At 37.0% G+C, this 25,693-nt stretch carries 20 protein-coding genes and 1 pseudogene; 6 read left to right on the top strand and 15 right to left on the bottom strand.

Annotation, left to right across the window (positions count from 1 at the left end):
- The first annotated feature begins 474 nt into the window (after nucleotides 1-474).
- The 3 genes and pseudogenes from RTR43_RS18385 to RTR43_RS18375 all read left to right on the top strand — a co-directional run.
- Entirely contained in the window at nucleotides 475-957 is a 483-nt protein-coding gene (locus RTR43_RS18385) for a sigma-70 family RNA polymerase sigma factor (protein WP_312473674.1), read from the top strand.
- Between the two features lie 1,031 nt (nucleotides 958-1,988).
- Nucleotides 1,989-3,470 (top strand): S8 family peptidase, encoded by a 1,482-nt coding sequence (locus RTR43_RS18380; protein ID WP_312473673.1) that lies wholly within the window; start codon nucleotides 1,989-1,991, stop codon nucleotides 3,468-3,470.
- A gap of 234 nt (nucleotides 3,471-3,704) precedes the next feature.
- Nucleotides 3,705-3,806 (top strand): annotated as a pseudogene (locus RTR43_RS18375) (DnaB-like helicase C-terminal domain-containing protein); the annotation flags it as partial.
- Between the two features lie 143 nt (nucleotides 3,807-3,949).
- On the opposite strand, the gene RTR43_RS18370 reads toward RTR43_RS18375, so the two are convergent.
- The 12 genes from RTR43_RS18370 to RTR43_RS18315 form a co-directional block, all read right to left on the bottom strand.
- Nucleotides 3,950-5,881 carry a BglG family transcription antiterminator gene (locus RTR43_RS18370; protein WP_312473672.1) on the bottom strand — a complete coding sequence of 644 codons (1,932 nt, stop codon included), beginning with the start codon at nucleotides 5,879-5,881 and terminating at the stop codon, nucleotides 3,950-3,952.
- Between the two features lie 59 nt (nucleotides 5,882-5,940).
- Nucleotides 5,941-7,392, bottom strand: coding sequence for a glycoside hydrolase family 1 protein (locus RTR43_RS18365; RefSeq protein WP_312473671.1), 1,452 nt, complete (start codon nucleotides 7,390-7,392; stop codon nucleotides 5,941-5,943).
- A gap of 5 nt (nucleotides 7,393-7,397) precedes the next feature.
- Nucleotides 7,398-8,645, bottom strand: a complete 1,248-nt coding sequence (locus tag RTR43_RS18360; protein WP_312473670.1) for a PTS sugar transporter subunit IIC — start codon at nucleotides 8,643-8,645, stop codon at nucleotides 7,398-7,400.
- A gap of 12 nt (nucleotides 8,646-8,657) precedes the next feature.
- Nucleotides 8,658-8,978 carry a PTS lactose/cellobiose transporter subunit IIA gene (locus RTR43_RS18355; RefSeq protein WP_312473669.1) on the bottom strand — a complete coding sequence of 107 codons (321 nt, stop codon included), beginning with the start codon at nucleotides 8,976-8,978 and terminating at the stop codon, nucleotides 8,658-8,660.
- Nucleotides 8,978-9,298 carry a PTS sugar transporter subunit IIB gene (locus RTR43_RS18350; protein WP_312473668.1) on the bottom strand — a complete coding sequence of 107 codons (321 nt, stop codon included), beginning with the start codon at nucleotides 9,296-9,298 and terminating at the stop codon, nucleotides 8,978-8,980. Before RTR43_RS18350 ends, RTR43_RS18355 begins: the two co-directional genes overlap by 1 nt.
- A 242-nt stretch (nucleotides 9,299-9,540) precedes the next feature.
- The gene (locus tag RTR43_RS18345) at nucleotides 9,541-11,019 is read right to left on the bottom strand and encodes an Lsa family ABC-F type ribosomal protection protein (RefSeq protein ID WP_312473667.1); all 1,479 of its coding nucleotides are present in this window, start codon (nucleotides 11,017-11,019) and stop codon (nucleotides 9,541-9,543) included.
- Between the two features lie 489 nt (nucleotides 11,020-11,508).
- Complete coding sequence (locus RTR43_RS18340) at nucleotides 11,509-12,564, bottom strand: Cfr family 23S rRNA (adenine(2503)-C(8))-methyltransferase (protein WP_312473666.1); 1,056 nt, start codon at nucleotides 12,562-12,564, stop codon at nucleotides 11,509-11,511.
- A gap of 153 nt (nucleotides 12,565-12,717) precedes the next feature.
- Nucleotides 12,718-12,879, bottom strand: coding sequence for a hypothetical protein (locus tag RTR43_RS18335; RefSeq protein ID WP_176699795.1), 162 nt, complete (start codon nucleotides 12,877-12,879; stop codon nucleotides 12,718-12,720).
- Nucleotides 12,880-13,908: 1,029 nt separating this feature from the next.
- Nucleotides 13,909-14,979, bottom strand: coding sequence for a hypothetical protein (locus RTR43_RS18330; RefSeq protein WP_312473665.1), 1,071 nt, complete (start codon nucleotides 14,977-14,979; stop codon nucleotides 13,909-13,911).
- Nucleotides 14,980-15,226: 247 nt separating this feature from the next.
- Nucleotides 15,227-15,904, bottom strand: a complete 678-nt coding sequence (locus RTR43_RS18325; RefSeq protein WP_312473664.1) for a DUF3995 domain-containing protein — start codon at nucleotides 15,902-15,904, stop codon at nucleotides 15,227-15,229.
- A gap of 192 nt (nucleotides 15,905-16,096) precedes the next feature.
- Nucleotides 16,097-17,443, bottom strand: a complete 1,347-nt coding sequence (locus RTR43_RS18320; protein WP_312473663.1) for a HAMP domain-containing sensor histidine kinase — start codon at nucleotides 17,441-17,443, stop codon at nucleotides 16,097-16,099.
- Nucleotides 17,440-18,114, bottom strand: a complete 675-nt coding sequence (locus RTR43_RS18315) for a response regulator transcription factor (protein WP_312473662.1) — start codon at nucleotides 18,112-18,114, stop codon at nucleotides 17,440-17,442. Before RTR43_RS18315 ends, RTR43_RS18320 begins: the two co-directional genes overlap by 4 nt.
- A 288-nt stretch (nucleotides 18,115-18,402) precedes the next feature.
- Here RTR43_RS18315 and RTR43_RS18310 point away from each other — a divergent pair, with 288 nt between their 5' ends.
- Nucleotides 18,403-18,666 (top strand): helix-turn-helix transcriptional regulator, encoded by a 264-nt coding sequence (locus RTR43_RS18310; RefSeq protein WP_312473661.1) that lies wholly within the window; start codon nucleotides 18,403-18,405, stop codon nucleotides 18,664-18,666.
- An 879-nt stretch (nucleotides 18,667-19,545) separates the two neighbouring features.
- Here the strand turns inward: RTR43_RS18310 and RTR43_RS18305 are convergent.
- The 3 genes from RTR43_RS18305 to RTR43_RS18295 all read right to left on the bottom strand — a co-directional run bounded on the left by RTR43_RS18305 (nucleotide 19,546) and on the right by RTR43_RS18295 (nucleotide 24,599).
- Entirely contained in the window at nucleotides 19,546-19,782 is a 237-nt protein-coding gene (locus tag RTR43_RS18305; protein WP_312473660.1) for a hypothetical protein, read from the bottom strand.
- Nucleotides 19,783-20,342: 560 nt separating this feature from the next.
- Complete coding sequence (locus RTR43_RS18300; RefSeq protein WP_312473659.1) at nucleotides 20,343-22,436, bottom strand: dynamin family protein; 2,094 nt, start codon at nucleotides 22,434-22,436, stop codon at nucleotides 20,343-20,345.
- 27 nt (nucleotides 22,437-22,463) lie between these two features.
- Nucleotides 22,464-24,599 (bottom strand): dynamin family protein, encoded by a 2,136-nt coding sequence (locus RTR43_RS18295; RefSeq protein ID WP_312473658.1) that lies wholly within the window; start codon nucleotides 24,597-24,599, stop codon nucleotides 22,464-22,466.
- A gap of 184 nt (nucleotides 24,600-24,783) precedes the next feature.
- Here RTR43_RS18295 and RTR43_RS18290 point away from each other — a divergent pair, with 184 nt between their 5' ends.
- Both RTR43_RS18290 and RTR43_RS25660 read left to right on the top strand, forming a co-directional pair.
- Nucleotides 24,784-24,972 (top strand): hypothetical protein, encoded by a 189-nt coding sequence (locus RTR43_RS18290; protein WP_312473657.1) that lies wholly within the window; start codon nucleotides 24,784-24,786, stop codon nucleotides 24,970-24,972.
- A 336-nt stretch (nucleotides 24,973-25,308) separates the two neighbouring features.
- Nucleotides 25,309-25,491 (top strand): sigma factor-like helix-turn-helix DNA-binding protein, encoded by a 183-nt coding sequence (locus RTR43_RS25660; protein ID WP_396954597.1) that lies wholly within the window; start codon nucleotides 25,309-25,311, stop codon nucleotides 25,489-25,491.
- Nucleotides 25,492-25,693 lie beyond the last annotated feature (202 nt).

Below are 25,693 nucleotides of genomic sequence, written 5' to 3'. Positions count from 1 at the left end.
TGCTATATAGGGAATATATCCATCTGATGAGAAAAAATTTTGTCAATGAACCGTTAAGGTTTTATCAGAAAAAAGGACATTATCCTACAGAAAATGACTCCATTCTTAAGAACCTACATGATTCTACTGGTTCTCCTTTATTGCAACACTACTCAAACGTTTGATTAAAAATGCCGTCAGCCTGCTTCTATAATCACTTTTCCCATTCTATTGCTTAAAAACAATGTCAGAATTTGTATTTCATTATAAATGGTATCGAAAATCAAGAAATTACCTAAAAACTGAATTTCTATATAAAAATGCTCGAAAATGCATTTTTTTAGCTTAAAAGTTAATTTTGAGAGCTAAAAATGCATTTTCATCCCTTTTTTCGCTTCAAAAATGAATTTTGGAAGTTCGATGAAACTCTTTTTTCGCTGTATGTTAGAGCTACCTAGGAATAATCGGAAGCGCGCTACCCAAAAGGATTGGCAAGTGGAAAACTTTGAGCAATTAGCCAAACAATATGAACCGATGATTCATAAAATCATTCACTCACTAAATATTTATCATAACCAGGAGGAGCTCTATCAAACAGGTTTAATAGGACTTTGGGAAGCTAGTAATCGCTTTGATGGGGAAAAGGGGAAATTCAGTAATTATGCTTATTCGTATATCAAAGGGAAAATTTTAACGGAACTAAGCACTGCAACTAAACAAAAAGACAAAAGCTTCTATCCAAAAGAAGAGTATTGGGACACTATTGAGGATCAAGACTCCCCCCAACCACTTGAAATCGAGCTGCTGCTCTCCTATTGTCAAGGTCTAACAGAAAAAGAAACGAAATGGGTCCTCGCCTCCTGCTTGCAGTTTTTATCGATTAGAGAAATCGCTGAACAGGAGCAGGTATCTATTTCTGCAGTAAAGCAGTGGCGAAGTGGGGCCAGAAAGAAGTTGCACGGCCTTATCATTAAGTAGAGATTGGTGGAAGGGACTGCAAGTAGACGATACTTGCAGCTCTTACCTTTCTCTTGAGTAACCCGGGGATAGGCCCCTTGTCCTAGTGAAACTGTCTAATAGGAGAGCACTAATGGACAATATTCCTAAGTGCCTCGGTGAAACTGTCTAATAGGGGCGCTCTAATGGTCAATATCCCTGAGTGCCTCGGTGAAACTGTCTAATAGGGGCGCTCTAATGGACAATATCCACCAGTGCCTCGGTGAAACTGTCTAATAGGAGAGCTCTAATGGACAATATCCACCAGTGCCTCGGTGAAACTGTCTATTAGAAGAGACCTATCGGACAATATCCACGAGTATCTCGACGAAACTGTCTAATAGGAGAGCTCTAATGGTCAATATCCCTGAGTGCCTCGGTGAAACTGTCTAATAGGGGCGCTCTAATGGACAATATCCACCAGTGCCTCGGTGAAACTGTCTAATAGGAGAGCTCTAATGGACAATATCCACCAGTGCCTCGGTGAAACTGTCTATTAGAAGAGACCTATCGGACAATATCCCCGAGTATCGCGACGAAACTGTCTAATAGGAGAGCTCTAATGGACAATATCCACCAGTGACACAGCGAAACTGTCTAATATTTCGACTAGATTTACCCCTGTTTCTTCCTAACCAAACGTTTGATTAAATACGCAAAAAGCCTTGTTACATAGGCGTTTATACTCCTTAGCCCTTAAAAATATTGACGGGAATAATATGGGTAACCAATTCCATTCTAGCTTTTTCAACCACTTCCCGTCCGTACAGACAAATTTCAACCTCCTTCTCTTTATAAAAATCTAATCAAACGTTTAATTAAATATGGAAGCAGCCTGCTTTAAGACCCTTTACCGCTTTAAACTTTAGCTGAGTGGGGGTCTGACCCCTGGATTGACAAAATTAGTCAATTTCCATCGATAATGTCGTTCTTTATCGAGAACTTTTTGTTTCAAACTATCACTGATGGATATAAAATTACAATGTTAGGAAATGAATAGAGGAGGTTTTTCTGTGAGAAATAAAAAAAGGGGACTGGCTATTGTAGCTAGTAGTGTTTTGGCAATGTCTCTATTATCTTTTTCAACTAGTGCCCACACATTTGCAAGCGAACAGACTGTAAGTAAAAATTACCTTATTGCTTATGGTCAGTCATTACCTAAAGACTATCAAACTGCGATTAAAAAAGCTGGTGGAGAAGTAGTAAGAGAAATTAAAGAGATTGGTGGATTGGAAGTTCGCTCAACAAATCCTAGTTTTCTCAACCAATTGAATTCAAACTCAATTGTTGCTGTCAATGTTGAAAAGTCCTATAAAATAACCGATGGTGATCCCGCGGGGGCTGATGGTAAACCTGTAACTCTTCAAGAAGATTCCGATGGTACATATTGGAGCCTGCAGTGGGATATGCACCGTTTAACCAATGAAGGGAAATCGTATGCAGTAGAATCCGGTGGAACAAAGACAAGTAGCGGTGTGGTTCATAAGGCCGTTGTTGGAATTATCGACTCTGGTATTGATGCAAGTCATCCAGATTTAAAGGCAAACTTCATCGGAGGTAAGAACTTTGTTCCAGCAGGTGGCTATAATAATAGTGTTCCAGCAGAACAGGGTAATCCTAGTGATGTGACAGATACGAATGGTCACGGTACACATGTGGCTGGTTCAATCGCTGGTAATGGGAAAGTAAAGGGTGTCGGTCCTGACTTAGGAATTCGTGCTTACCGTATTTTTGATTCAAGTGGAAACGCTCCAACTGCCCCAATCGTAGCAGCAATCATTGAAGCTGCGAACGATGGAGTCGATGTTATTAACATGTCGATTGGCGGGTTCGATAATCTGAAGTATTACAATGAAGGCACTCGTTATAATGATGTCGCTGATGTCATCCTTTGGAAACGGGCTGTCCAGTATGCACTAAATAAAAAGGTAACCGTTGTCGCCGCTGCGGGGAATGAATCCTTAAATTATGCTGATAAAAAGTCACTCACTGACTATATGAATGCAGCATATGGGGATGAAAATCTAATCTATAAAGGTGTAGCTATTGAGACACCAGGCGGTACTCCAGGAGTTATGACCGTGTCGTCTTCCAATAAGTGGTCAAGGGATACGTTAGCATTCTATTCGAACTATGGAAATAGTTTTATCGATGTAGCGGCCCCTGGGGGAGACAATGGACCGGTCTATGATTCCACACGTGATTTAGCTAAACGTGATTTTACGTATCGGACGCTATCAACTTGGCCAACCAATTTACCGCCAAATAAAGCAACGACATTAACTCCTAACTACGCTTACTTACATGGAACTTCTATGGCTGCACCAAAAGTAGCTGGAATCGCGGGAGTAATTAAGGCTGAACATCCGGATTATACCCCATCCCAAGTGGAGGCACTTATCAAAAAGACGGCATTTGATTATGGGAAAAAGGGCCATGACCCTCTTTTTGGATCGGGCGAAGCAAATGCGTATACCGCTTTAACAGGTAAATAAAAGAATAGTTTATGCCTTGCCCAGAAGGAGTGGTAAAGAACTCCTTTAGGCAAGGCTCTTTTTTGTATGGAAAAGGGGCGGAGCGGAGCAAAAGGCACGGCCTTATTATTAAGTAGAGATTGGTGGAAGGGACTGCATGTAGACGATACTTGCAGCTCTCATCTTTCTCTTGAACCCTCCCACGAATAAAGTCGCAGGAATCTTGTGTCCTTTCAGCTGTTAAAACCCGGGGGCGAATGCCGTCAAGACAAGCGCCCCATCCTTTCGGACCTGAGAGAAAGCGGTCAAATCGAACAGGATGCCGATTTAATTGCCTTTCTCTATCGGGAGAATTATTAATCGAAAGGAATTTTCAAAAGAAATAACTTACTTGTAAAGTGGTATCTTTTTTTAAAAAAAGTATCTTTTTCCATGATCTTATTAACATCCAAACCAAATCGTTTCCACATTTTTATATTAACTCCACTAATCAGTACGGACTATTCCGAAAAGTAATTATCTTTTGCCATTAATTCAATTAAACGATGAATAAGTTCATGTCTAGTATCCGCCCCAACAAGATAGTTAATGTTATACGGTTCTGCAATCAATTCAATAATTCGAGGGAAAATCATGTTAAACATTTGTGAGTCTTCCTTGTTGACGGCAATTCCAATGATTAGTTTAATTTTAATACTATCCCAATCAATTTGAGTGACAGGCTTTAGAATCATTAAACCTGTCTTTTTTGCCTCAAACTTCATTGTGTGGGGAATTGCTACACCACTTGGAAAAGCAGTAGAAGAAACTTTTTCGCGTTCATTCAATTTCTTCAGGTAGTCCTCATCTACATAACCGTTCTGTTGAAAGACATCAGCTATAGTCTTCATAATTTGCTCTTTTGGGGAGTCATCACTAATGTTGAAGAAAAACTTCTCTCTAACTAATTCTGGCATTTTTTCTCTGAGAAAGTTTAAATACTTGTTATGTTTGATTTTTTCAACTGCACGCCTGATTAAGGCAGTATCGCGTTTAGTCATAAATTCGTGAATACACACTATTTCAGCATTAGCGGTTGCAAAACCATTTCCAAAATGTTCAGCATTTTGCGTTGTTATGACTAATTCAGGAGACGTTAGCGGATTCAAATCACTAATGTCTTCAAAAGTCCCTTCAATCTCCAAATCATCATCAAAACGTTTTTGAATATACTGTTCAATTTCAGTTTGTTGGCGAAGATATGCTGGTGTGATAATAACCGTTTTAATTTTGTTATTTTCATCTTGTTGACTATTTAAGAATGACCCAATGTGTAAAGCAATAAAAGCAATTTCATCATCATTAATTTCAACGTTCAAATCATTCGACAGCACCGAAGCTAGATATACGGCAATATCAAAAATAATCGGGTGTTTAATCCGGATATTCAATACACTCAGGTTTCTTGTGTATTTGTTTTGCATTAGACGATTGTATAAGTTTTGCACATGGATTAATAGCCGTGTTTTAAAATGATCATCGTTAAAATCAAGCAGGTAGACTTCCCCAATTTCTTGAATGGCATGTTCTAATGCTTGAGAAACTTTGTTGTTAGTATAATCATCCAATGACTTCTCATCATCTTTTATTTGGCCATAAAAAAGAATCGCCAATTCGTCTTTATCCGCCTGAGAAAACTGAGTATTATATATTTTGTTAAGTTTATCTGTTATATCGTTAACGATTTTGAAACTTGTGGTATTTCGATTATTGATTAGGAATGAACTTTGTTCTAATTGTTCGTTATCAGTTACACGGTCAATCGCAATAGCTAAATGTACGATGAAGTTTTTGAAGAAGTACGTGTTTGGATGAACACTATACTTTTCAAAACTGTTCTTACTTAATTTCATCAACTCTTGAAGCGAGACGTCCCCTAAGAGTTTTTGAACTTCTTCATCAATGGATGTTTTTGTTGGTTTTGAGAAGTCAATTAAATCGATCATCACTTTCCTACGACTCTTCTCATCCCCCGTAAGCACGTAACGATTATTCTGCTGAATGATTTGTAAGCCATTTTTAGTCACTAAACGATTGAGGTAGTTCATATCAGCACGTATAGTTGCGTCTGAGATATACAGCGTATCCGCTAAGTCGAATAGGTCTAAGCCACGGTCAGAACTCTTAATAAGTCGTCTGAGAATATAAAAACGACGATTATCAATGTGATTGGCATTTTCTAAATGTTTAACAACTTTGGCAGTATGATCACTTATCCTATATCCTACTCTGCTGGACTCAATCAGATTAGGCTGTTCGTCATTTATTGATTTAACGTAATGGCGAATTGTTCGATCCGTTACGCCTAATAAATCAGCTAATGTTTTAGCGGATATAAAGTCTTTACTTGAATGTTTTTTAAGATAATCTAGTAACATATCGGTTTTGCTCATCAAATCAGTCCTTATATAGTAAAAAAGGGAGCATACCTACACCTCCCCCTTTTTGTGTATTAAACTTCTGAACCATTCGTTGATATGACTTGTTTATACCAATAAAAACTATCTTTCCTCATTCGATCCCCAGATCCATTACCTTCATCGTCTAAATCAACATAGATAAAACCGTAACGTTTTGACATTTGTTGTGAAGAACAACTAATAATATCAATTGGTCCCCAAGCACAGTAGGCAATAACATTAGCGCCATCTTGTATGGAACGACCAACTTGTTCGATATGATCACCTAAATAGGATATACGATAATCGTCATGAACTTTGCCGTCCTCAAGTTTGTCGTACATTCCAAACCCGTTTTCTGCAATAACAATTGGTTTCTGATAACGATCCCAATAGTGAGAAAGTGTATGATATAACCCCTGTGGATCCACATTCCAGCCCCATGGGTTAGCCTCTAAATTTGGATTTACCGTAGTTGAATCCGCTTTATTCACATTCCTCGTTGAATCAACCATTTGTGAGAAATAATAGGAAATGGCAAGGTAATCCATCGTATTTTCTCTCAACAGCGTTATTTCATTCTCTGTAATATCAAGATGAATATTGTTTTCTTCGAAGTAATGTAAAGCATATCTCGGATACTCGCCACGAAATTGAACATCTGTGAAGAAATATTGCATTCGATTATGCTGCATGGCCAACACAACGTCATCTGGCTTACATGAATATGGATAGACAGTTCCGTCAGCAACCATTGTTCCGATTTCTAAGTCATATTTTAATGTTTTAGCGTACTTTCGAATTTTAGCTGAGGCTACCATTTGATTGTGAACGGCTTGATATTCTGCCTCTTCAATATGATCATATTGATCTTTACATATACCTAAAGACAAGAATGGTTCGATTTGAATCATGTTAATTTGGTTAATCACAATCCAATACTTTACTCGATCTCCAAAGCGTTCCAACAACACTTTACCATAACGTTCAAACATATCAATGACTTCTTTATTTTTCCAACCACCATACTGCAATGTGATGTTAATGGGTGTTTCATAATGCAGCATGGTTATGATTGGTTCGATTCCGAGTGACTTCATCTTATCAATCATCTTGTCGTAGTGCTTTAAAGCTGCTTCGTTTGGTTCGGTTTCGTCCCCGTTAGGGAAAACTCTTGACCAATCAATGGATGTTCTGAAAGTTTTAAAGCCCATTTCGGCTAATAATTCTAAATCGCTTTCAAAAGTATGATAGAAGTCAATACCATGGCGTTTAGGATAGTAATGGGTTGTATCGACAAGATTCTTTTTTACTTCTTCTAAAGTCATGCCTTGCATTTCCAATTTTTGAATTTCTTCATTTGACATTCCTTTGAGATATGGTTGAACATCGGATAAATTGGGCAATTTCCCATCTTCACTGTATGCACCATCGGCTTGGCTTGCGGCAATGGCACCGCCCCACAAGAAATCTTCTGGAAAAGCTGCATATTTATTCTGTCTCATAAATGTTATTCTCCTTCCTCTGCTAATTCTAAATCTTGTTGAACGGCTTGTTTATCGTAAATCTTGAAAAATGGATAATAGATAATCCACGAAATAGCAAACAATATAATGAAGAAAATTAATCCACGAATGGATTCAGTAACAATCCAGCTTTGGATCGGTCCAGGTGTGTACCAAAGTTGAAATGGTTTGTGTGGAATTGGCACCAAACCAATTTTCATGACAATCCAAGTCAAAATAGGTCCTACTAAACCAATAATCCACATTGGTACCATCAAAATTGGGTTAAAGGCAATCGGCGCACCAAACACAATTGGTTCGTTAATATTAAATATGGAAGGAATAAGAGATGCTTTTCCGATCATTCTTAATCTTTGTGATTTAGCCATAAATGCTAACATGATACAAAGCGCTAAAGTTGCGCCGCCTCCGCCGATAAGGAATATAGCGGCTGCCTCGTTCGTAAAGATATTCGTTACTGCTTTGCCCGCCTCAAAGTTTGCTTGGTTTTGGGCAATAGCTGGTAAAGCAATCGCAATTTGAACCGGATATAAAACCCAGCTTGAAATCCCAAACGTATACAAGAATGCGAAGCCAAGGAAGAACACCAATACAAATCCCCAGAACCCTTGTCCAAGATTAATTAACGGTGAAAAGATGGAATTGACTACATGATATAAGTTGATATCCAATTCAAATGTAAAAACCCAACCAACTAATAAGATCAACGTAATCGGAATTAACGTGTTAAACCAAGTAGCAACAAAGTCTGGAATGGCAGAATCTTCACCAATGATTTTCCATTTGGAGAAAAGATTCATGACAATGCCAACAAATAACCCGGCAATCAAAGCAGCAATCATGCCAGCTGTGCCGAATGAATTTAAATCAAACCTTATTTGACCTTCTGCCGTGATGGTTGGATAGACCAGTATTAAGAAAAACGCCAGCCCGGCAAGTCCTGCTTGTTTGGAAACTTCCTTATGGCCTTTATTGTTCATGACTGCTTCTGGTATTAAATAAGCTAAAAATAACGAGAATAGACCAAATGAGAACGTACTGAGTAAAGAAAAATCAGGAAAGCCCTTCCAATAATCCTTAACAATTGACAATATGGTAGCAAACGAACCGATAAAAACCATCGGCATTGCCGTCAAGATAGCGCTTTGGACGGATGCAACCCAAGGGTTTTTCGCGATCTTATTCACCCGTGGTGCAAAACGATCGGTCATCCAGGACATAAATTTATCCATCTTTTTCACCCCTTAGATTCTTTTGTAAAGTTTAATAATCTCCCGCATAATGTTCAATTCTGATTTAACTGTCATCAATGTATCTTGAGCATGGCCGAATAACGGTGAATACGGAATATCAATACCTTCAGCTTCTAGTTGCAGCGTATTTGTTTGAGCTTTATGAGCAGTAACGATTTCGTCATTTGCTTGTTTCATTAGTTCATCTGCTTGATCGAAATCTCCATTTGAGGCTTTGTCAACGGCTTGAAAAACATAATCGCGTGCGTTACCAGCATGTAGGATGACATTCATAGAAACTAATGCCAGTTGTTCTTTACTTATTTGCTCCATTATTGATCACCGCCCTGTAAATGTTCTTCGGCAACTTTAACTAAACCTTGACCGTCTAAGGACCCATACACTCTTTGTGGAATGATGCCGTATTTAACGCCTGCTTCTTCACATGCACCTTTTACATCGTCAATCATGTATTTCAAATGCGGTGCAATTAACAGTAAATCAATGCTGTTTAAATGTTCACCAATTTCGGACTCACTTTTAGCTTTAAATTCAATATCTATATTTAATTTTTTGGTAGCCTTTCGAGCAGCTGCCGCCATAAAACCAGATGAAGCTCCAGCACCACAAACCAATAAAACTTTTTTCGTCATAATGTTGACCTCCTTTTGTTTGATTACATCATACCAACTAAATGAACCTTCTACATTTATGTTTCTTTCCTATTACTAGGAAAGTTCACTAACCTAGGGAAACACAAAAAGGCATAGTCGCTATTAGGACTATGCCAAACCATCTTTGTACAAAAAATCATTTTAGCTTCGTTCTTCAACTAAAACACCATAGAGTTTAATAACCTGATTTACAGATTATATCTTCAATATTTCATATTTAACTACATAGATATAGTTTTTGTTGCAACTGTTTGTTGAAATGCCTGATCATGCTCAACAATAACCATTGTGGGATTAAATCTTTGAATAAGCTCTTCAATCTGCATGCGCGAATAAATATCAATAAAATTTAACGGCTCATCCCAAATATATAAATGAGCTTTTTCACATAAACTTTTGGCTATAAGCAGCTTTTTCTTTTGTCCACCAGAATAATGAGATATATCTTTCTCAAATTGATTTCGGTCAAAATCCAACTTACGTAGGATGGATTTAAATAACGTTTCATCAATCTCATGCTCTTCAATAAAGTCCGATAACAGTCCCTTCAAATGAGAAGTATCTTGTTGGACATAGGAAATTATGAGGCCTGAACCTAAATTCATTGAGCCTGTATACTGTATCGGATTTCCTAGAATTAGTTTTAGGATACTACTTTTTCCGCTTCCATTCTTTCCATCAAGTACAATCCGATCACCTTGTTCAACTATAAAGCTAATTGGCTTATTCACTATTTGGTCATCGTACTTAACAGACACATCAGCCAAAACAATCAATTCATTTGACTGAAATTCCAATGATTTTAATTTTAATGACTCGGTTTTTTCCACATTTTTTAGCAGTTTTGACTTTTCCTCAATAGCTTTTTGTTGCCTTGATTCAAGGTTCTTTGCTCTCTTCATCATCTTTGCCGCTTTATGTCCTACAAAACCCTTGTCCAACTTAGAACCCGAATTCGTTGTCCCATTTTTGGAAGCTTCCACTTGATTAGACCAACCTGCTGAACGCTTGGAAGACTGTTTTAATCTCCCTATGTCTTTTTGTAGACGCTGATTTGTTGCCTCTTCGTGTTCCTGCTGTCTGTCAAAATTTAACTTCCAAGAAGAATAGTTACCAGTTTGAACTTCAATATTTGCCCTATTTATAGATAAGATATGGTCAACGCATCCATCTAAAAAGATTCTGTCATGTGAAATTAAAATAAACCCTTTTTTCTTCCTTAGATAATCAGAGACCATCTTTCGTGCATCAGTGTCTAGATGATTGGTTGGCTCATCAATTAATAGAAACTGATCCTCAGTCAAAAAAAGTGCAGCAAGCAACACCTTTGTTTGTTCTCCATTTGATAATGTTTTAAATGGTCGGTACATGACCTCGGCATCAACATTTAGATAGGATATTTCACGAAGATATTCCCAATCTTCTGCTTGGGGGCAAATTTCTTCAAAGATTTCATAGGTATACTTGTTTTTATCCGAAACTGGATAAGGGAAATAATTAAATTCTACCGAAGAAATGATTTTCCCACTATACTCATAATTCCCTAATAATAAATTAAAGAATGTTGTTTTACCTCGCCCATTTCTACCGATAAATCCAAGTTTCCAATCCGTATCTATTTGAAAGTTTACACCTTCAAAAATATTTTCAAAGCTACCTGGATAAGAAAAAGTTAAGTCTTGAACTTGTATCATTGACATTATAATTCCTCCTTTGTATATCAATACTTTTTGCTTTTTATACAAAGTCGGCACATCCATCTATTCTAAATTTCTCCGTATAAGTTTGATGGATATTAACGACTTATACGGAGTATTACATGCGTAACAATAGTGTCTGAATTGCTCATTTCTCTCTCTCCTTTATTTATTAGATTAAAGTTACAGATTAAAAAATATCAACCTTAACTATGGGAGAATAAAAAATCCTCCCAATTTGTAATTGGAAGGATTAGTCTTTCACTAATAGTAAATAAGTTCTTTTTTGCCATTGGAATCATGACAAATAAAGTGTAAAACGATTTATAAAAATGGATAGACTAATCCTATATTTTGTAGTTTGAAGTTATTCATTTCAAATAAAAATATCGATTAGTTAATCATTGTCCATCCATCAGTCCTCTCAACATTGTATTTTTATATTAACAAATTTTTTTATAGAATACAATACAGCATCATCTTCACCTCAAATTACTGGTTGTTGCTCTTTTGATAATTTCCATACAATTGACCACAAGCAGCATCTATATCAATTCCAAATTGACTTCTAATGGTCACATTAATACCTGATGATTTTAATTTTTTGTAAAAATTAACAACATGGCCTTCATCAACTTCACCGAACCTTAAAGGAGAACTGACGGTTGGGTTATATCTGATTAAATTTACATGATATAAACGTCCTTCTTTATATCGACCTTTTAATAGACTTACTACTTCTTTAGCATGGTCAATAGAATCATTCACACCAGGTAACATAATATAAGCAATATATACTTTTCTTGATGTTATTCGTATATGCTCATCTAAGGTATCCATTACAGCTAATAATGGATACCTATCATTAATCGGCATCAACTTACTTCGTTGTTCATTAAAAGGAGAATGTAACGAAAACGTCAAATTGACTTGCGGATAATTCAGAGTCATTTTTTTTATACTTGGTATAATACCAATAGTTGAAATAGATAACCTACGAGGGCTTAAAGCAAACAGCGTAGGATCAGTGAGTACATCTAAGGCATCAAAAACTTGTACATTGGCTAACGCTTCTCCCATCCCCATAAAAGAAATACTATCAATTGAATGGCCTTGTAAGTAAAAATGGAGGATTTGGTCAGTTATTTCATCTGAAGTCAAATTTCTTTTTAATCCAATGTCACCTGTAGCACAAAATTTACACCCAAAATTACATCCGCACTGAGAAGATATACAAAATGATTCCCACCCAGCTTTATATTTCATATTTACCGTTTCTATTTTTTCATTTCCTGAAATTTCAAATAAGACTTTAGTGACTTGCTCAGAATGTTGTTCCTTTAAAGGAACAACATCTAAAATAGACTCTCCAAATTCCTTAACTAAAATTTCTCTTAACGATTTTGGAAGTACATTCATTTCGTTGAATTTATTTATTCTTTCTTGAAAAATGGCATTCAATATTTGTTTCAATCTAAAATTAGGGTAATTATGTTCCCTTAAGAATTCTTTTATTCTTCTATACTTATTGCTTTGTTTTAATTGCATCTTTCTCATCCTTCCATAAGACTCTCTAGTTTTATAGGAGTAAATAGAAAGGAGTTGTCTATCCCTTAAGTTAAAAATAAACACAAAAAAAGCACCGATAGAATTATCGGTGCCGAACTTTAAATAAAAAATATGCACAAATAAATAAGGACTCTAAGTCATTGCCTTGTAATTTATTTGCCATAGAGGTAAAGCTCCGATAACTGTTTTTGTATGGTTGTATAGCATAAAAAAGGACAGACTACTCCCTTTGTCAGCTAAACCATTACCAATTTTTACATTTTTACCAAACAGAATTCTAAAAACAGTTAACATTGCTTGCACCTCCCTTTGTCAAATTTATTATTGAGTAATCTAACATAAAAGTGAGTATATGTAAAGTGTAATTCGAGAACAACTAACCTGCCAATATAGTTAATGAAAAAAATTCTGCAAAAAAGAATTTTTAATCAAACTTTATTATAAATTATCAATCTTTATTTTATATAATCGAACTTTGTTTTAAATGATCAATCTTTTTAATAAAACTACAACTTTTATATTTGAAATAGCAGTTCTTAAAGGAAACGTTGATAAGATTAACCATTCAGGCACAACCATATTTCAATCAAAAGGTTCCACAGATAAATCTATTAAAAAAGTAGAGATCTTCCTAGGTAGGACAGTTTTGTAGTAGTAAATCCCTTAATGAAAAAACTAATCAAACGTTTGATTACATCCGCTGGAGTCCCTACTATCTCAGGCTTTTGTTTCCTAAACGGGCAAAAAGATTGTCAACAATTTCAGCAGATATTAATGCAAACCATCTCTCCATTCATTCCAACGAACGATTTCTCCATAAACGATCCTTTTTCAACTAATTCCCCGTTATCTCAACACTAATCAAACGTTTAATTAAATATGGCATCAGCCTGCTTCAAGACTGGGTTTTTCCAGCAAATCTCGGAAAATAAATGTCGAGAGTTGTCCTCTATATGTGATAATGATATTTTCAAAAAGGAACCTTGAAGAGTGTCTGAACCAGAGTTGTGCCTTTTCCTAGAGTAACCCCTTTTGACCAATTGTCTCCTGTTATTGTAGGAAGTAGCATTGAATAAGGTAGCCTTTTAAAACAAAAAGCTTGCTATCCCTTTCCGGATGTTGGCCAGCTAGTTTAGGAGGACTGATTATAGAAAGATGCATACTTCGACTAGATTCTTCTCTGTTTCTTCCTAATCAAACGTTTGATTAAATACGCTGAAAACCCTGATATATAGGTTTTTTATCCGTCTGGCAAGAGAATATTTTGTCTATACACCGTAAAGATTTTATCAGGAAAAGGATGGAAAAGCCCTGACGTTTTCGTTAAGCGTTATGATCATTTCCACAATGGAGACATCTGCCACGCCGGCGATAGTAATAGACGATAGTTGCAAGACCAAGTGTTATTCCCCATGGGACCCAGAAAAGCATCGGCCCGATGGTACCTCCGATTGAGCTGAGCAAGATGTCGTCGGCTGGCATAAGGTGAAATGTAACAGCAAAAAAAGAGAAGGTAAAGACGAGCCCAGCGGCTGTTACCGCAATCGCTACAATCGACGCAGGAATGACCGCTAAAAGGATGGGCACTCTTTTGCCACCGATGAATGGGAACCAACGAGGGAAAACTTCACTCCATTTCTGAATCAATCCAAGTGTGAGAATACCACCACCAATACAAACTGATCCAAATACCCATTCTGTAATATTAGCCATCGGATTTATGTTAGAAAAATCCTTCAAGAAATGTGCATCAACGCCGAGAGGAATATTTAGTGCCCAGGCAAAACGTGTAAGTGCATAAGGCAGTGGAGCAAGGGCAGCCATTATAGTAATCCTCCGACCCCAACTCAAGAGCAAAGAAGGTTTATCGTCCTCTGTCCGACCGCAATATTCACAGGCATTGCGTGTTCTTCGATAATAGACAACAGCAGTAGAAATCCAAAGAAGCGCACCTATAATACAAACGATTTGATTGAACATTTGCCAGTTGAATGCAAATTTAAACATGAAGGCATAAGCCATGGCAGCAATCAAACTAATATCTGGAATAAAGAGGAGCAAGGCAGCTGCGAATACCCAGGCATAGGTGAGAACCAGCCATCGAGGAAGCATCCTTCCCCACGATTTTTGCATGGCAATACCTATGCCAATACCTAAGAGACAAAGAATAACAAAAACGATACCGCCAACTCGAGCGGGTAAATAAGTGACTAATGCAGAAAACATTCCCAAGCTGTCATTTTTAAAAGGATATCCTTCTCCTCGAATTAACCAATAAAGATGCACAGCCCCATAGAGTAATGACCAGACAGCTGCCATGTATCCAATCCAAGAAGGCCAACGTTTTACGCCTTTTTCAGTATCCATCTTCATTAATGGCGATGTAGAATTCATTGTAATCATCCTTTTCTACTTTACTTTAAATAACTTGTACTTACATTCATTTCCACAATCTGTTGAAAATTCGCTTACCGATGAACCAATTTCTTGGTCATCTTCTATATGCAAAATCGTAGATTCATAAACTGGCTGCCCTACTTATTAAAAAAAGGCAGAATTTCACCTAATTTTACTATGCTGTCATAGTGATTTATCTAATAGGCATGGATTCTGCTTATGATGCACCTAGTTAAGTTGAGATTTAAAAGCTTAATTTATCAGTGAAATCAAAAATGATAGACGCCACAAAAAGTGCTGTTAAGAGAAAAACCATAATCAAAATAAGGATGGTACCTCGTCTGAATGTTGATTTTCGAATCCCAGAAGCTTGTGCATAATGAGCGGCAGTTAAGCCTGCCATAATACCCAAAAGGACAAACCATGGTTCGTATAAAAATAATTCCCATAATGCTAGTACACGAACATTTACTTCTACAAACTCAGGGAAATCAATTGTAATGATATCGGCCAACAGGAGCGCTTTTGTAATCATTCCACTTACTCCGTGCGCAATTAAAAAGGCAGTGCCAACAAGAGTGGGAGTCAATACAATAAGTGGATGAATCTTTCTGCCTCCAATCAACGGTACCTGTAGCGGAACGATCCTACTCCAAGGCTTAATAAGCGCAATTAAAATAAATCCACAGAACATAATTGCGAGACCGGCGATGTAACTTCCCATGTAAATCATTGTGGGATCTTTCATTTCCCCCGGCATGCCAATCATTCCGCCAGCAGCTTGATAAAACCGGACGAAAACTGCGTATATGAACGCAAGCAAACAACCAACGTAAGCAGGCCAAACAGAAGATTTTGTAAAACGTTCAAAGAAATTCAATTCATCAGTTGTTGATAATTTACAGATATTTGTTTTTTGCATATAATCTTAACCTCCATTTTTATTAAATAGTATGAAACGTTAATCGATGATCCCACAATGATTGCACTGACCACGTTTCGGTGATAAAAACTTAGAGTGGAAGCAAATACCAAATGCTTGGCATAATTAAACCCTACCTTCATACTAACCATCGAAGGTTAAATTGAAGGTAGGGTCGAGTTTAAATTTCGTTTAATTTTTTTCATGTAGGTAAATTATTGTTCCGCTAGAGGAACTTTTGATTGTCCAATCTAGGTTCATTTCTTTTAGCATAAGTGAAACGATGGATAAACCAATTCCGGCTCCTTTCTCATGAGAGCTGTTATTCATCCCAGGTCCTCTGTCTTCAATAACAACAACGTTTCTTCCTTCTTTTTCTTCGGCATAGACACCGACATACCCCCCTGATTTCGCGTGCCTAACTACGTTCTGGAACAAATTGTCTATGATCCGTGTGAGCCATTGTGGATCGACATTCCAAACCAACACTTTTTCCTGCAATCGGACATCGACTTCAAATCCTTCTTTTTCAAACACCGGATACCAACTCGCAAGAGAAGCACGGATTAACCGTATGATATCCGTCTCTTTCAGCTCAATGGCATATTTCCCTGCCGATAACAGCGTATAGGAAAGAAGGTTTTCAAGTAATTGACTTAACATATCCACTTTGCTTTCAATCAATTGAAGCGATTCTTTACCTTTTGGAGATAAGGACTCTTTCTGTAATGAATAAGCGTGTCCACGGATGGTTGTAAGAGGAGTGCGTAAATCGTGTGATATATTGGCAATCAGCTGCTTTCGAAGATCTTCTTCCTCTTGTTCACGTTTTCTGCTTTTTGCCAGCTCGTCAATCATATGATTAAACGCCTGTCCCAATTGCCCAATTTCGTCTATTTTCGAAATTGCAACTTTGTCTGGAATTCCTGTCTCACCAGCTTCAGTCATCGCGGTTTGAAGCTGAACGAGCCGTTTTCGAATTTGAGAGAAAAATAACCATGAGATAAATAGAAATAGGACGAAAACGAGAAAACCGAATAGGAGTAAAAACATGTCATCAATGGCGGACGCAGACAGCGGTTCCGTAAGTGAACGCGGCACTTGAAAAACTATAAACCCTTGGTTTGAATCGCCGCCGATATATGACACAATTGTAAACGGACCTGTACCGACACTTTTTTTCATAAATTCAACGCTGTCTTGAAGCGTCCAATGATTAGGGATATTTAATTGATTAGGCGACATAAGCTTGGTATTGCCATCCGCATCCACCCAAAACATAGTTGCCATTGAATATTGTTCTTTCAACGTTTTAAGCCTTTTGTCTATTTTGTCAGGCGTCGCACCATTCAACTTACCTGCTTCACGATGCCACATTTGTTCTAACTTCTCTGTATCAAGGTACATTATTTTTTGTTTTGCGTCTTCGCCCAGGAATTCCTTCGGAAGATAATAAATAGGCAAAACTAAAGGCCATAAGACAAGTGCTGCGGTAATGATCAGCAAATACTTCATTAATAGGGATTGTCGAATTTTCATTGTTTCACCCTGTAGCCAATGCCCCGGATTGTTTCAATTATTTGAGGTTGGCTCGGACTTTTCTCTATTTTTTCACGTAAATGGCGAATATGTACCATTAATGTTTTATCGCCTTCCATATAGGGACTCCCCCATACCGCTTCATATATTTGTTCTTTTGTGAGAATTTGGTTTGGGTGGCGCAGCAAATACGTGAAAATTTGAAATTGCTTTGCCGTTAGAATAATTTCAGCATTCGATCTTGAATCGACAATAAGGTTTTGATCTAAATGAATACTAAGATGGGCAAGTTGAATAAGCGGTGGTGATATCTTGCCGAACCGTCTTAACAGCACTTCCACCCGTGCTGCCAACTCATCTGGATGGAATGGTTTCGTTACATAATCATCAGCAAAATGAAGGCCTTGTAGTTTATCGTCAATTGAGGTTCTAGCAGAAAGCAATAAAAATGGCGTTTTTGGAAACTCCTTTTTTAGCCGCTGTCCGATTGAAAAACCGTCCAAACCTGGAAGCATAATATCAAGGATCACGAGATCAGCACTCTCCATATGACCGATTGCGCCTTCTCCCGAAGTAAGCCAGATCACGTGATAGCCCCGTTCAGTTAAATCTTCACTAACCCAAGCCCCAATTTCCTTATTGTCTTCAATGTATAAAAGATTTTTTCTCATCTCTTTTCTCCATTCGTAAAGTACAAATATTCATAATATTAGTTTATCATTATGCTGCTTGTCGTAAAATTAATATTAATAAAGATTAAACGTTTCAGCGTTTAATCCCTTAAAAGTATTGCCACTTCAAAAAAGTAAATGATCTTTATCTTGTCGAAGCGTAAAAGTGAATCAGGTATAAAGTTTCATCTAATCCATAAATTTTTTATTGTGTAAATTTTTAGTTAGTATACTACGTGGTTAATTTCCTACCCACATTATCTAATGGGGTAAAAAGGTGATATTCTCGTGGAAAACCATGAAATATTGACCATTGGAAACTTAATAGAACAGAAGAGGCGAGATAAACAAATGCCACAGGAAGAGCTGGCCTTTAACTGCCGCATAGTAAGAAAAACGATGAGTAACATTGAGACAGATAAACACTTACCAGGTTTACCCCTATTCGTAAAAATTGCCCAAGCACTTGATATGCGTGGTCATGAGCTTTTAAAAGATATTGAGTACAGGGGATTATTGGGAGACCTTTTTCGAACTGATAAACGACACTAATTAAGTATCTTAAATGAAATAAACTGAAGCATTATGAGGAAGTAAAACCATAGATATTGAAAGTTTGTTAGATGAATAGATTGAAAAATTCATTAGACAATCTTAAATAACTCACACATTTGCACGATTTGACTGGTTTCACGTGGACTTACATGAATCTATCAATTCCCCGTATTTCCGATACCACTTAAACGTTTGTTTGAAAGCAACCTCAGTATGCTCTAATTGAGGATTTGCCTTTTTAAATGCCTAAAAAGAATGTTGAAACCGGACGCAAAAGACTATTTTAGAAAGGAACCACGGATTGCATCTCTACTAGTATTTGCCCCCATACCCAGCATATTAACTTATGATGAGGCTCCCCACTGATATAAGTGTACTGAGTTGTAAAACACGGAATGATTCAAAATGAAGTTCGGATGAAATCCAACTAAATAGGGTTCAGTCCTGCTGCATAAATAGCAAAACCGAACCCTAAATTGTTGGGTTTGGAATGGAAATAAAGCACAAGACCCGCTTGCTTCCATCTACCAAAAGCCGAGGGAACTGTCCCTATGGCTTAGGGGGTAACAGAGACGGGTTTATCCTAAGGGTTTTTGATGAGGGTGTCTTACTAAAAATATCTCAATATTTCTAGAGGTGGGGCGAAAAAACACTTTTTAGGGGTCAGATTTACCAACCGAAATGAGTACCATGCGTAAATCAACAGGGTAATTTCTTATAAATACAATTCTGCCTGGAATGTGAAATGTAAAGTCTTTGATTTCGAAATAAGATTCGATTGATAATCTTAGATAAGATGCAATCTTGGATAGTTCTATTGAAGATCTCCATCTGTCGATCTCAAGTAATGATTGAATGGCTGTCTCCAGAGCACCTTCATTTTTGGTCACCCAGCATTCTGGTGATTTCCTCTTCTGATAATACTGGATTTTCATGCTCTAATGCTTTCAAAAGTTGTTTTTCTTCATCCGAATCAGTCACTTCATACATATTAGGCTCTTTGATTTGGTCTACTTCAAATAAAATGAATTTCCGATTCCCAATTTGAATAAAATCTTGACCAGAAAAAATCACTTTTTTGATTTCCTCATTATCTATTTTTATTGGCTCCATTGTCGCAACCCTCCTTACTGTATATTACCATTATTATACCAATAGGACTCTAACTTTCAACTTTGCAGAGTTGCCTCCACAGGGACGGTTCTCATGGTCTTTTAAATCACTTTTCCTTTCCCAAAAAAGCCAGTAGAACCGTCCCCATGGTCACTAGCTATTTCAACCACATTCCATCTGAACAGACAAATTTCAACCCATTTCCCCTAATGAAAAAACTAATCAAACGTTTGATTACATCCGCTGGGGTCCCTGCTATATCAGACTTTTGTTTCCTAAACGGGCAAAAAGATTGTCAACAATTTCAGCAGATAATAATGCAAACTATCTCTCTATTCATTCCAATGAACGATTTCTCCACAAACGATCATTTTTCAACTAATTCCCCATTATCTCAACACTAATCAAACGTTTAATTAAATATGGCATCAGCCTGCTTCAAGACTGGGTTTTTCCAGCAAATCTCGGAAAATAAATGTCGAGAGTTGTCCTCTATATGTGATAATGATATTTTCAAAAAGGAACCTTGAAGAGTGTCTGAACCAGAGTTGTGCCTTTTCCTAGAGTACTCCCGGAACCAATTCCTGCTCCCGGTGTGAAGTAGAAGGGGTAAAACTAATGTCCACTAATCTTTCCTTAACTGTTAATAGGTATGAATATTCTTCTTCAAGACCCTGGTATTCTATTTCTACTTCTTTTAGCCGTTCTTCAAACATCTCCACTACTTGCTTGAGCTGCTGCTTATAAGATGGTAGAATTTGCTCCTCGACTGCCTTATAAAAACTAGTTAAGATGAAATCTGCAGCACCTTCAAACATTCCCTCCACATCTCTCCTGCCCGAATCCTTAAAATCACTAACATTTTGCAGACGATAAGAAACATAGCTAATTTCGCCACGCCCTTTAAAAATCATCCTTTCCTTTGAGCGATGCTTTGACTCGATATAAAGATTAGGAGCAGACATTATATAATACGGGTAGTTATCATCAACTAAGAACGAAGTACTTCTTGAAATAGGCAACTTAAAGGAACGACCATTTTGTTTATAAAATTGGGTCAGCTTTTTCTCCAAATCATCGGTAAAGTCACCGATATTTTTCTTTAGAACTTCCTTCTTTTCCCTTACAAGTTTTCTGACACAATTACACGCCACATCTGCGGCTTCGTGCAAGACTCTACTATAATATTCTTCAAGCTGTTTCTTTTGATAACCAGGCTCAGTCGTAGCCGAGTCAACCCAGCCGCTATCATCACGATACTCAACCCAACTAGTTGAATAAGAAGGCATGCAGCTAGAAGAAAAACGATTGTAAAGATTATTGGCATCCATAACCTTCTTCTCTATCTCTCTTTTACTAATTCCCTTTAATAGCTGAACCTTTGTCTTACCATCATAAAAAGAATGAATGGTTTGAATGGCCTTTTTAACAGACTTTAGCTTAGCCATTTGCTTATCAATTGGAACCGCTACAATCTTCTCATCAAGAAGCCCTACCTGCTCCCCCACGGTGGATAGTATCCATTTTTGACTATCGGATGCTAAATCATAATTTAGCATTTTCATATACTCTTCAATATGTTGAAACACGGTATTTTTTAGATAATCCTCCACACGCCTTAGATTAGACTGTTGAAAAAGCTCTTGATAATATTCTTCCGGTTCAGGCTTATAAGCAAAGACTTTCCCTTCTACCTTTTTTTCAATTAAAGGTAACACTTCATTAAAATCCTGTTGATAGGTATCCAAAATCGACTTTTCTTTCCTAAATAAACTTGCCAACCTTTGCAAAAAAGTGATTTTTTCATGCATCTTATTTTCTGTTAGCCTGCTTAATAATGCCTTTTTAGAGCTAACTGGGAATACCAAATTCCTATCAAAACCCCAATTTGCTAATGTTTCCTTTATTTCCGTAACAGTTCCCTCTACGGTTACATTCTTTTGCTCCATTAATCGGTCCATCTTATTTAAAATAAAAATAACATGATCCTTCAAATCAGGACGATAGCTTAAAATACTATCTAATAATTTCTTGTTTTCCTCATCCTTGTAATACTGAATATCAATGACAAAAAAGATCAGTGAGCTATCCTTTAAGCATTCAGAGAAAGATTGTTCCAGATTAATCGTATCAGCAAATTGCTTCATTTCATTTGGCCCAGGGGTATCCACTATGGATAATTCGACACGATCAGCTGTTTCCGGCAGGCAAGTAAAAGGATAAGAAAGCCTGTATTTGCTTATATCAACCACTTGGCCATTTTCAAGCTTCGCGCGGTAATTTCTAGTATCCCGAAGAAACGCATTTTCTATTTTTTTCCCGCTAAGAAACGCACTCTCACCATTCGTTAGGACCTTTTCAATTTTTTGATTAAACCGGCCCTTTTTAATAGTAACTGGAACCAACGTACAGGCCGCACTTTCATTCGGTAAAAGATCTCTTCCCAACAGGGCATTAATAAAGGTTGATTTTCCTGACTTCATTGTTCCGATCACATGAATAGTAAACTCATTATTTTTCGAACGATCCAGTGCTCGAGTTAATATATCCAGTTTAAACGAGAGGATATCCTTTTCACTCTCGCTACACTCTAAATCCATTTGCAATGACTTTAATGATGAGAGTTGGTCAATGACCTTTCCTATCCTATCCATAACTGAAATCCTTTCGCTAGTAAACTACTATTTAATCTTATTTAATCTGGCTTGAGCACTTAGTAACTTATCCTCTAATTTTCTTAAATTGTTGATATACGACTCCCTCTCTAATCGTTTATCCTCATACTCTTTTTCTAGCCCATTTAGATAATCATTTATGGTATTGATAAAATCAGTGACGCTATTTGTGATAGATTTTCGGATATTTGTAGTTTCTTTTTCAGTCTGTTGTAAAAATTGTTCTTCCAATTTCTTTGCATATGTAACGGATTCCATTAGAATATTACTTTTCAACGAAGTGACATCGAGAGTATAGGTTGTTCTTTGCTCCTGCTGTGGATACTTCTCTTGATGGGTGCCAATTCCTATGATTAACCCGGCAATGCCACCAATCAATGCACCTACTGGACCTGCAACTTCCAAACCCATTAGCGCTCCTGTTGCAGCCGATTTAACCCCGCGTGAGGTTTGATCTTTAAAATCCTGGTCCGAATAGTGGGAGGAACCTCCATGAGAAGAAGAGATCCCGACTTGTTCCACATTCATATCCCCCATGTCAATCGACATAAGCCCTTCTGATTGAACCTCAATATCTAGGTTTTTCTTGATGATAGCATCCGCCCTTTGCGAAAGCAGTTTAAACCCTTGGTAGACGTTTTTGATTAACTCGTAACGAATATCATTATATTTACGGATAAGTTCGTCTTGTTTTCTTAAACAATAAGTAGAAATGGCTGTATTACAATCTCTTTCAATTTGGGAAGACAAATGAGATAAATAATTCCTGTCCTCCGATTTATAAACATTCTGATATCTTCTTAAATGCTGATCAACAGCCGCAGTAACCTCCGAGCTCATATTTACAATCAAATCCCTTAATGAGAGGTGAAGGTATTGAAGCTGGTTTTCGGTATCAGCCACGATCGACTCTGATAATAAATGTAAATCCTTGATCTCCTCTTTTGACCTCGAAATCCCCTCACGCAGATCATCAATCCCTTTATTCTGAATCTGAATCTGGGAATCAATTGTTTTCAACATAAAGCTAGTTTTTTGTTCAATATTTTCAATTGCACCTTCGATTAATTTGGAGGAAGCCTTTTTAAAAGTATCCAAGATGACTTTTTCTTCTAACTGAATAACATCAGAATCTGGTATTAATCTTTCAGCTAGTTCCTCTGGTTCCAATTGCTCTAAGTATTTTTTTCCGTTAATAATAACTTCATTTGAAAAAATAGCTTGATATTTATTCTTGCAATCTTCTAACATTTTTTCCGTAATGGTATTATTTTTTATCGCTCTTCCGTATAGAGCCATTAATGCTGAAAATGGGAGGACTTGTGGATTCACTAACGTATTTTCAGATTGATACATAACCATATCTTTTACATCTTGAACCACATTCTCTTTGGATCCATCTTTGGACGTCCGGGTATCTACTTTATTAACGACAAAGAAAATTTTGTCATTATCTTTTTTAATATCCTCTCTGCCAGCAAAGATTTCCTTAATAAGATTGGCATTTGTATCGGACTTGTACACCCCATAATCAAAGACAAAGATGATCGCATCCGCATTTCTTAACTGATAGTATGTAGTTTCTTTTAATGTTTCAGTATCAAAGGCACCTGTATTAGCTTCATTTGGTCCGGGAGTGTCTATTAAAATAAAATTCTCGACTAAATCTCGATAATCTTCGTTATTTAAAGCTACAATTGGATATTCAATATAATATTTTTCTATAGAACTAACACCATTTTGCTGTCGAGACTGCCGTACGTCTTCGTGGAAATTTTCTTCCAGTGTAAGACCATTTCCAACAGTTATGGTTTCCACTTTACCATTTTTAAGATACTTCAATACTTTATTAAATGGTTCATTTGAAAACTTGATTTCTGTAATGGCGGCGGTACATGCAGCAGTTTCATTTGGAAGTATATCTTTGCCTAATAATGCATTAAAAAGGGTTGATTTACCTGCCTTCATCGCAGCAATTACGGCCACAGTATAATTTTTCGATTTCAACTTCTCATGTGTTGCTTCAAGTCCCTCCAGAGCTTCTCTACTTTGAACTGTTTGCCAAAATGATTCTTGTTTCAAATTATCAATGACATCTTCTGTTAGAAGTAAAAGCTCCTTAATCTTGTCTGTATTTTTCATTTGAATCCCCCAATGATTCTGAATATAGAAAAGGTATATTTTACTATTTTTATTATAAGATTAAACAGGGAAATTGTCATAAATTCCCGATAAAATAATTTAGTAGCATTGATGAAATTCTCCCTGAATAGTACTTATTAAGATTACATATAATAACCCTATAGATAGATAGGGGGGGATTCCTATGAATAGTAAACAGTGTAACTCGTGTTTCTTTGGAAAAACTTTTGAACATAAGTATTTTGATGAGTTTGATAAACTTCAAGACAAATATCCTAGTGACTATTTGGCATTTCAAGAACTTATCAATGAATATCCAAATGCCTCTGTTAATTGCCCGGTTTGTAATAGTACAGGAAAAATCAAGGTTTAATAGGATAAAACAATTTCAATTAAAGACAAATAATCCACATGTATAAAAATGTGGATTTTTCGTTTACTATTTTTCTATAAGATCCCCGTTGCCCTCAAAATCACCATCACAAACCCAATAAAATAAACAGGAGCTAACACCTTAAATATCTTCCTACTTAACTTTTTATAGAATAACTGGGCGATGATATCGAAAAGTACTATTAAAATATAAATTAGTGCTAGTACAGCTAAGAAAAAGCCTATCCATGGATTCGAACCCGCTGCAGTAATAAAATAATCCAAAGGAAGAGTATTGGAACACTATTGAGGATCAAGCTCCCATCAGCCGCTTGAAATCGAGCTGCTGCTCTCCTATTGTCAAGGTCTAACGGAAAAAGAAACGAAATGGGTCCTCGCCTCCTGCTTGCAGTTTTTATCGATCAGGGAAATCGCTGAACAGGAGCAGGTATCTATTTCTGCAGTAAAGCAGTGGCGAAATGGCGCCAGAAAGAAATTGAACGGCCTTATTATTAAGTAGAGATTGGTGGAAGGGACTGCAAGTAGACGATACTTGCAGCTCTTATCTTTCTCTTGAGTAACCCGGGGATAGGCCCCTTGTCCCAGTGAAACTGTCTAATAGGAGAGCTCTAAAGGACAATATTCCTAAGTGCCTCGGTGATACTGTCTATTAGAAGAGTTCTAAAGGACAATTTCCCCCAGTGACACGGTGATACTGTCTA

Source organism: Neobacillus sp., from assembly GCF_031988165.1.
Taxonomy (GTDB): domain Bacteria; phylum Bacillota; class Bacilli; order Bacillales; family Cytobacillaceae; genus Neobacillus; species Neobacillus rhizosphaerae.
This window is presented reverse-complemented; position numbering and strand designations above follow the sequence as displayed.

What these genes read in the sequence shown, in the direction of transcription:
- RTR43_RS18370 (WP_312473672.1), bottom strand. Translation starts at nt 5,881, where the DNA reads ATGAGCAAAACCGATATGTTACTAGATTATCTTAAAAAACATTCAAGT.
- RTR43_RS18365 (WP_312473671.1), bottom strand. Translation starts at nt 7,392, where the DNA reads ATGAGACAGAATAAATATGCAGCTTTTCCAGAAGATTTCTTGTGGGGC.
- RTR43_RS18360 (WP_312473670.1), bottom strand. Translation starts at nt 8,645, where the DNA reads ATGGATAAATTTATGTCCTGGATGACCGATCGTTTTGCACCACGGGTG.
- RTR43_RS18355 (WP_312473669.1), bottom strand. Translation starts at nt 8,978, where the DNA reads ATGGAGCAAATAAGTAAAGAACAACTGGCATTAGTTTCTATGAATGTC.
- RTR43_RS18350 (WP_312473668.1), bottom strand. Translation starts at nt 9,298, where the DNA reads ATGACGAAAAAAGTTTTATTGGTTTGTGGTGCTGGAGCTTCATCTGGT.
- RTR43_RS18345 (WP_312473667.1), bottom strand. Translation starts at nt 11,019, where the DNA reads ATGTCAATGATACAAGTTCAAGACTTAACTTTTTCTTATCCAGGTAGC.
- RTR43_RS18340 (WP_312473666.1), bottom strand. Translation starts at nt 12,564, where the DNA reads ATGCAATTAAAACAAAGCAATAAGTATAGAAGAATAAAAGAATTCTTA.
- RTR43_RS18335 (WP_176699795.1), bottom strand. Translation starts at nt 12,879, where the DNA reads ATGTTAACTGTTTTTAGAATTCTGTTTGGTAAAAATGTAAAAATTGGT.
- RTR43_RS18330 (WP_312473665.1), bottom strand. Translation starts at nt 14,979, where the DNA reads ATGAATTCTACATCGCCATTAATGAAGATGGATACTGAAAAAGGCGTA.
- RTR43_RS18325 (WP_312473664.1), bottom strand. Translation starts at nt 15,904, where the DNA reads ATGCAAAAAACAAATATCTGTAAATTATCAACAACTGATGAATTGAAT.
- RTR43_RS18320 (WP_312473663.1), bottom strand. Translation starts at nt 17,443, where the DNA reads ATGAAAATTCGACAATCCCTATTAATGAAGTATTTGCTGATCATTACC.
- RTR43_RS18315 (WP_312473662.1), bottom strand. Translation starts at nt 18,114, where the DNA reads ATGAGAAAAAATCTTTTATACATTGAAGACAATAAGGAAATTGGGGCT.
- RTR43_RS18305 (WP_312473660.1), bottom strand. Translation starts at nt 19,782, where the DNA reads ATGGAGCCAATAAAAATAGATAATGAGGAAATCAAAAAAGTGATTTTT.
- RTR43_RS18300 (WP_312473659.1), bottom strand. Translation starts at nt 22,436, where the DNA reads ATGGATAGGATAGGAAAGGTCATTGACCAACTCTCATCATTAAAGTCA.
- RTR43_RS18295 (WP_312473658.1), bottom strand. Translation starts at nt 24,599, where the DNA reads ATGAAAAATACAGACAAGATTAAGGAGCTTTTACTTCTAACAGAAGAT.
- RTR43_RS18290 (WP_312473657.1), top strand. Translation starts at nt 24,784, where the DNA reads ATGAATAGTAAACAGTGTAACTCGTGTTTCTTTGGAAAAACTTTTGAA.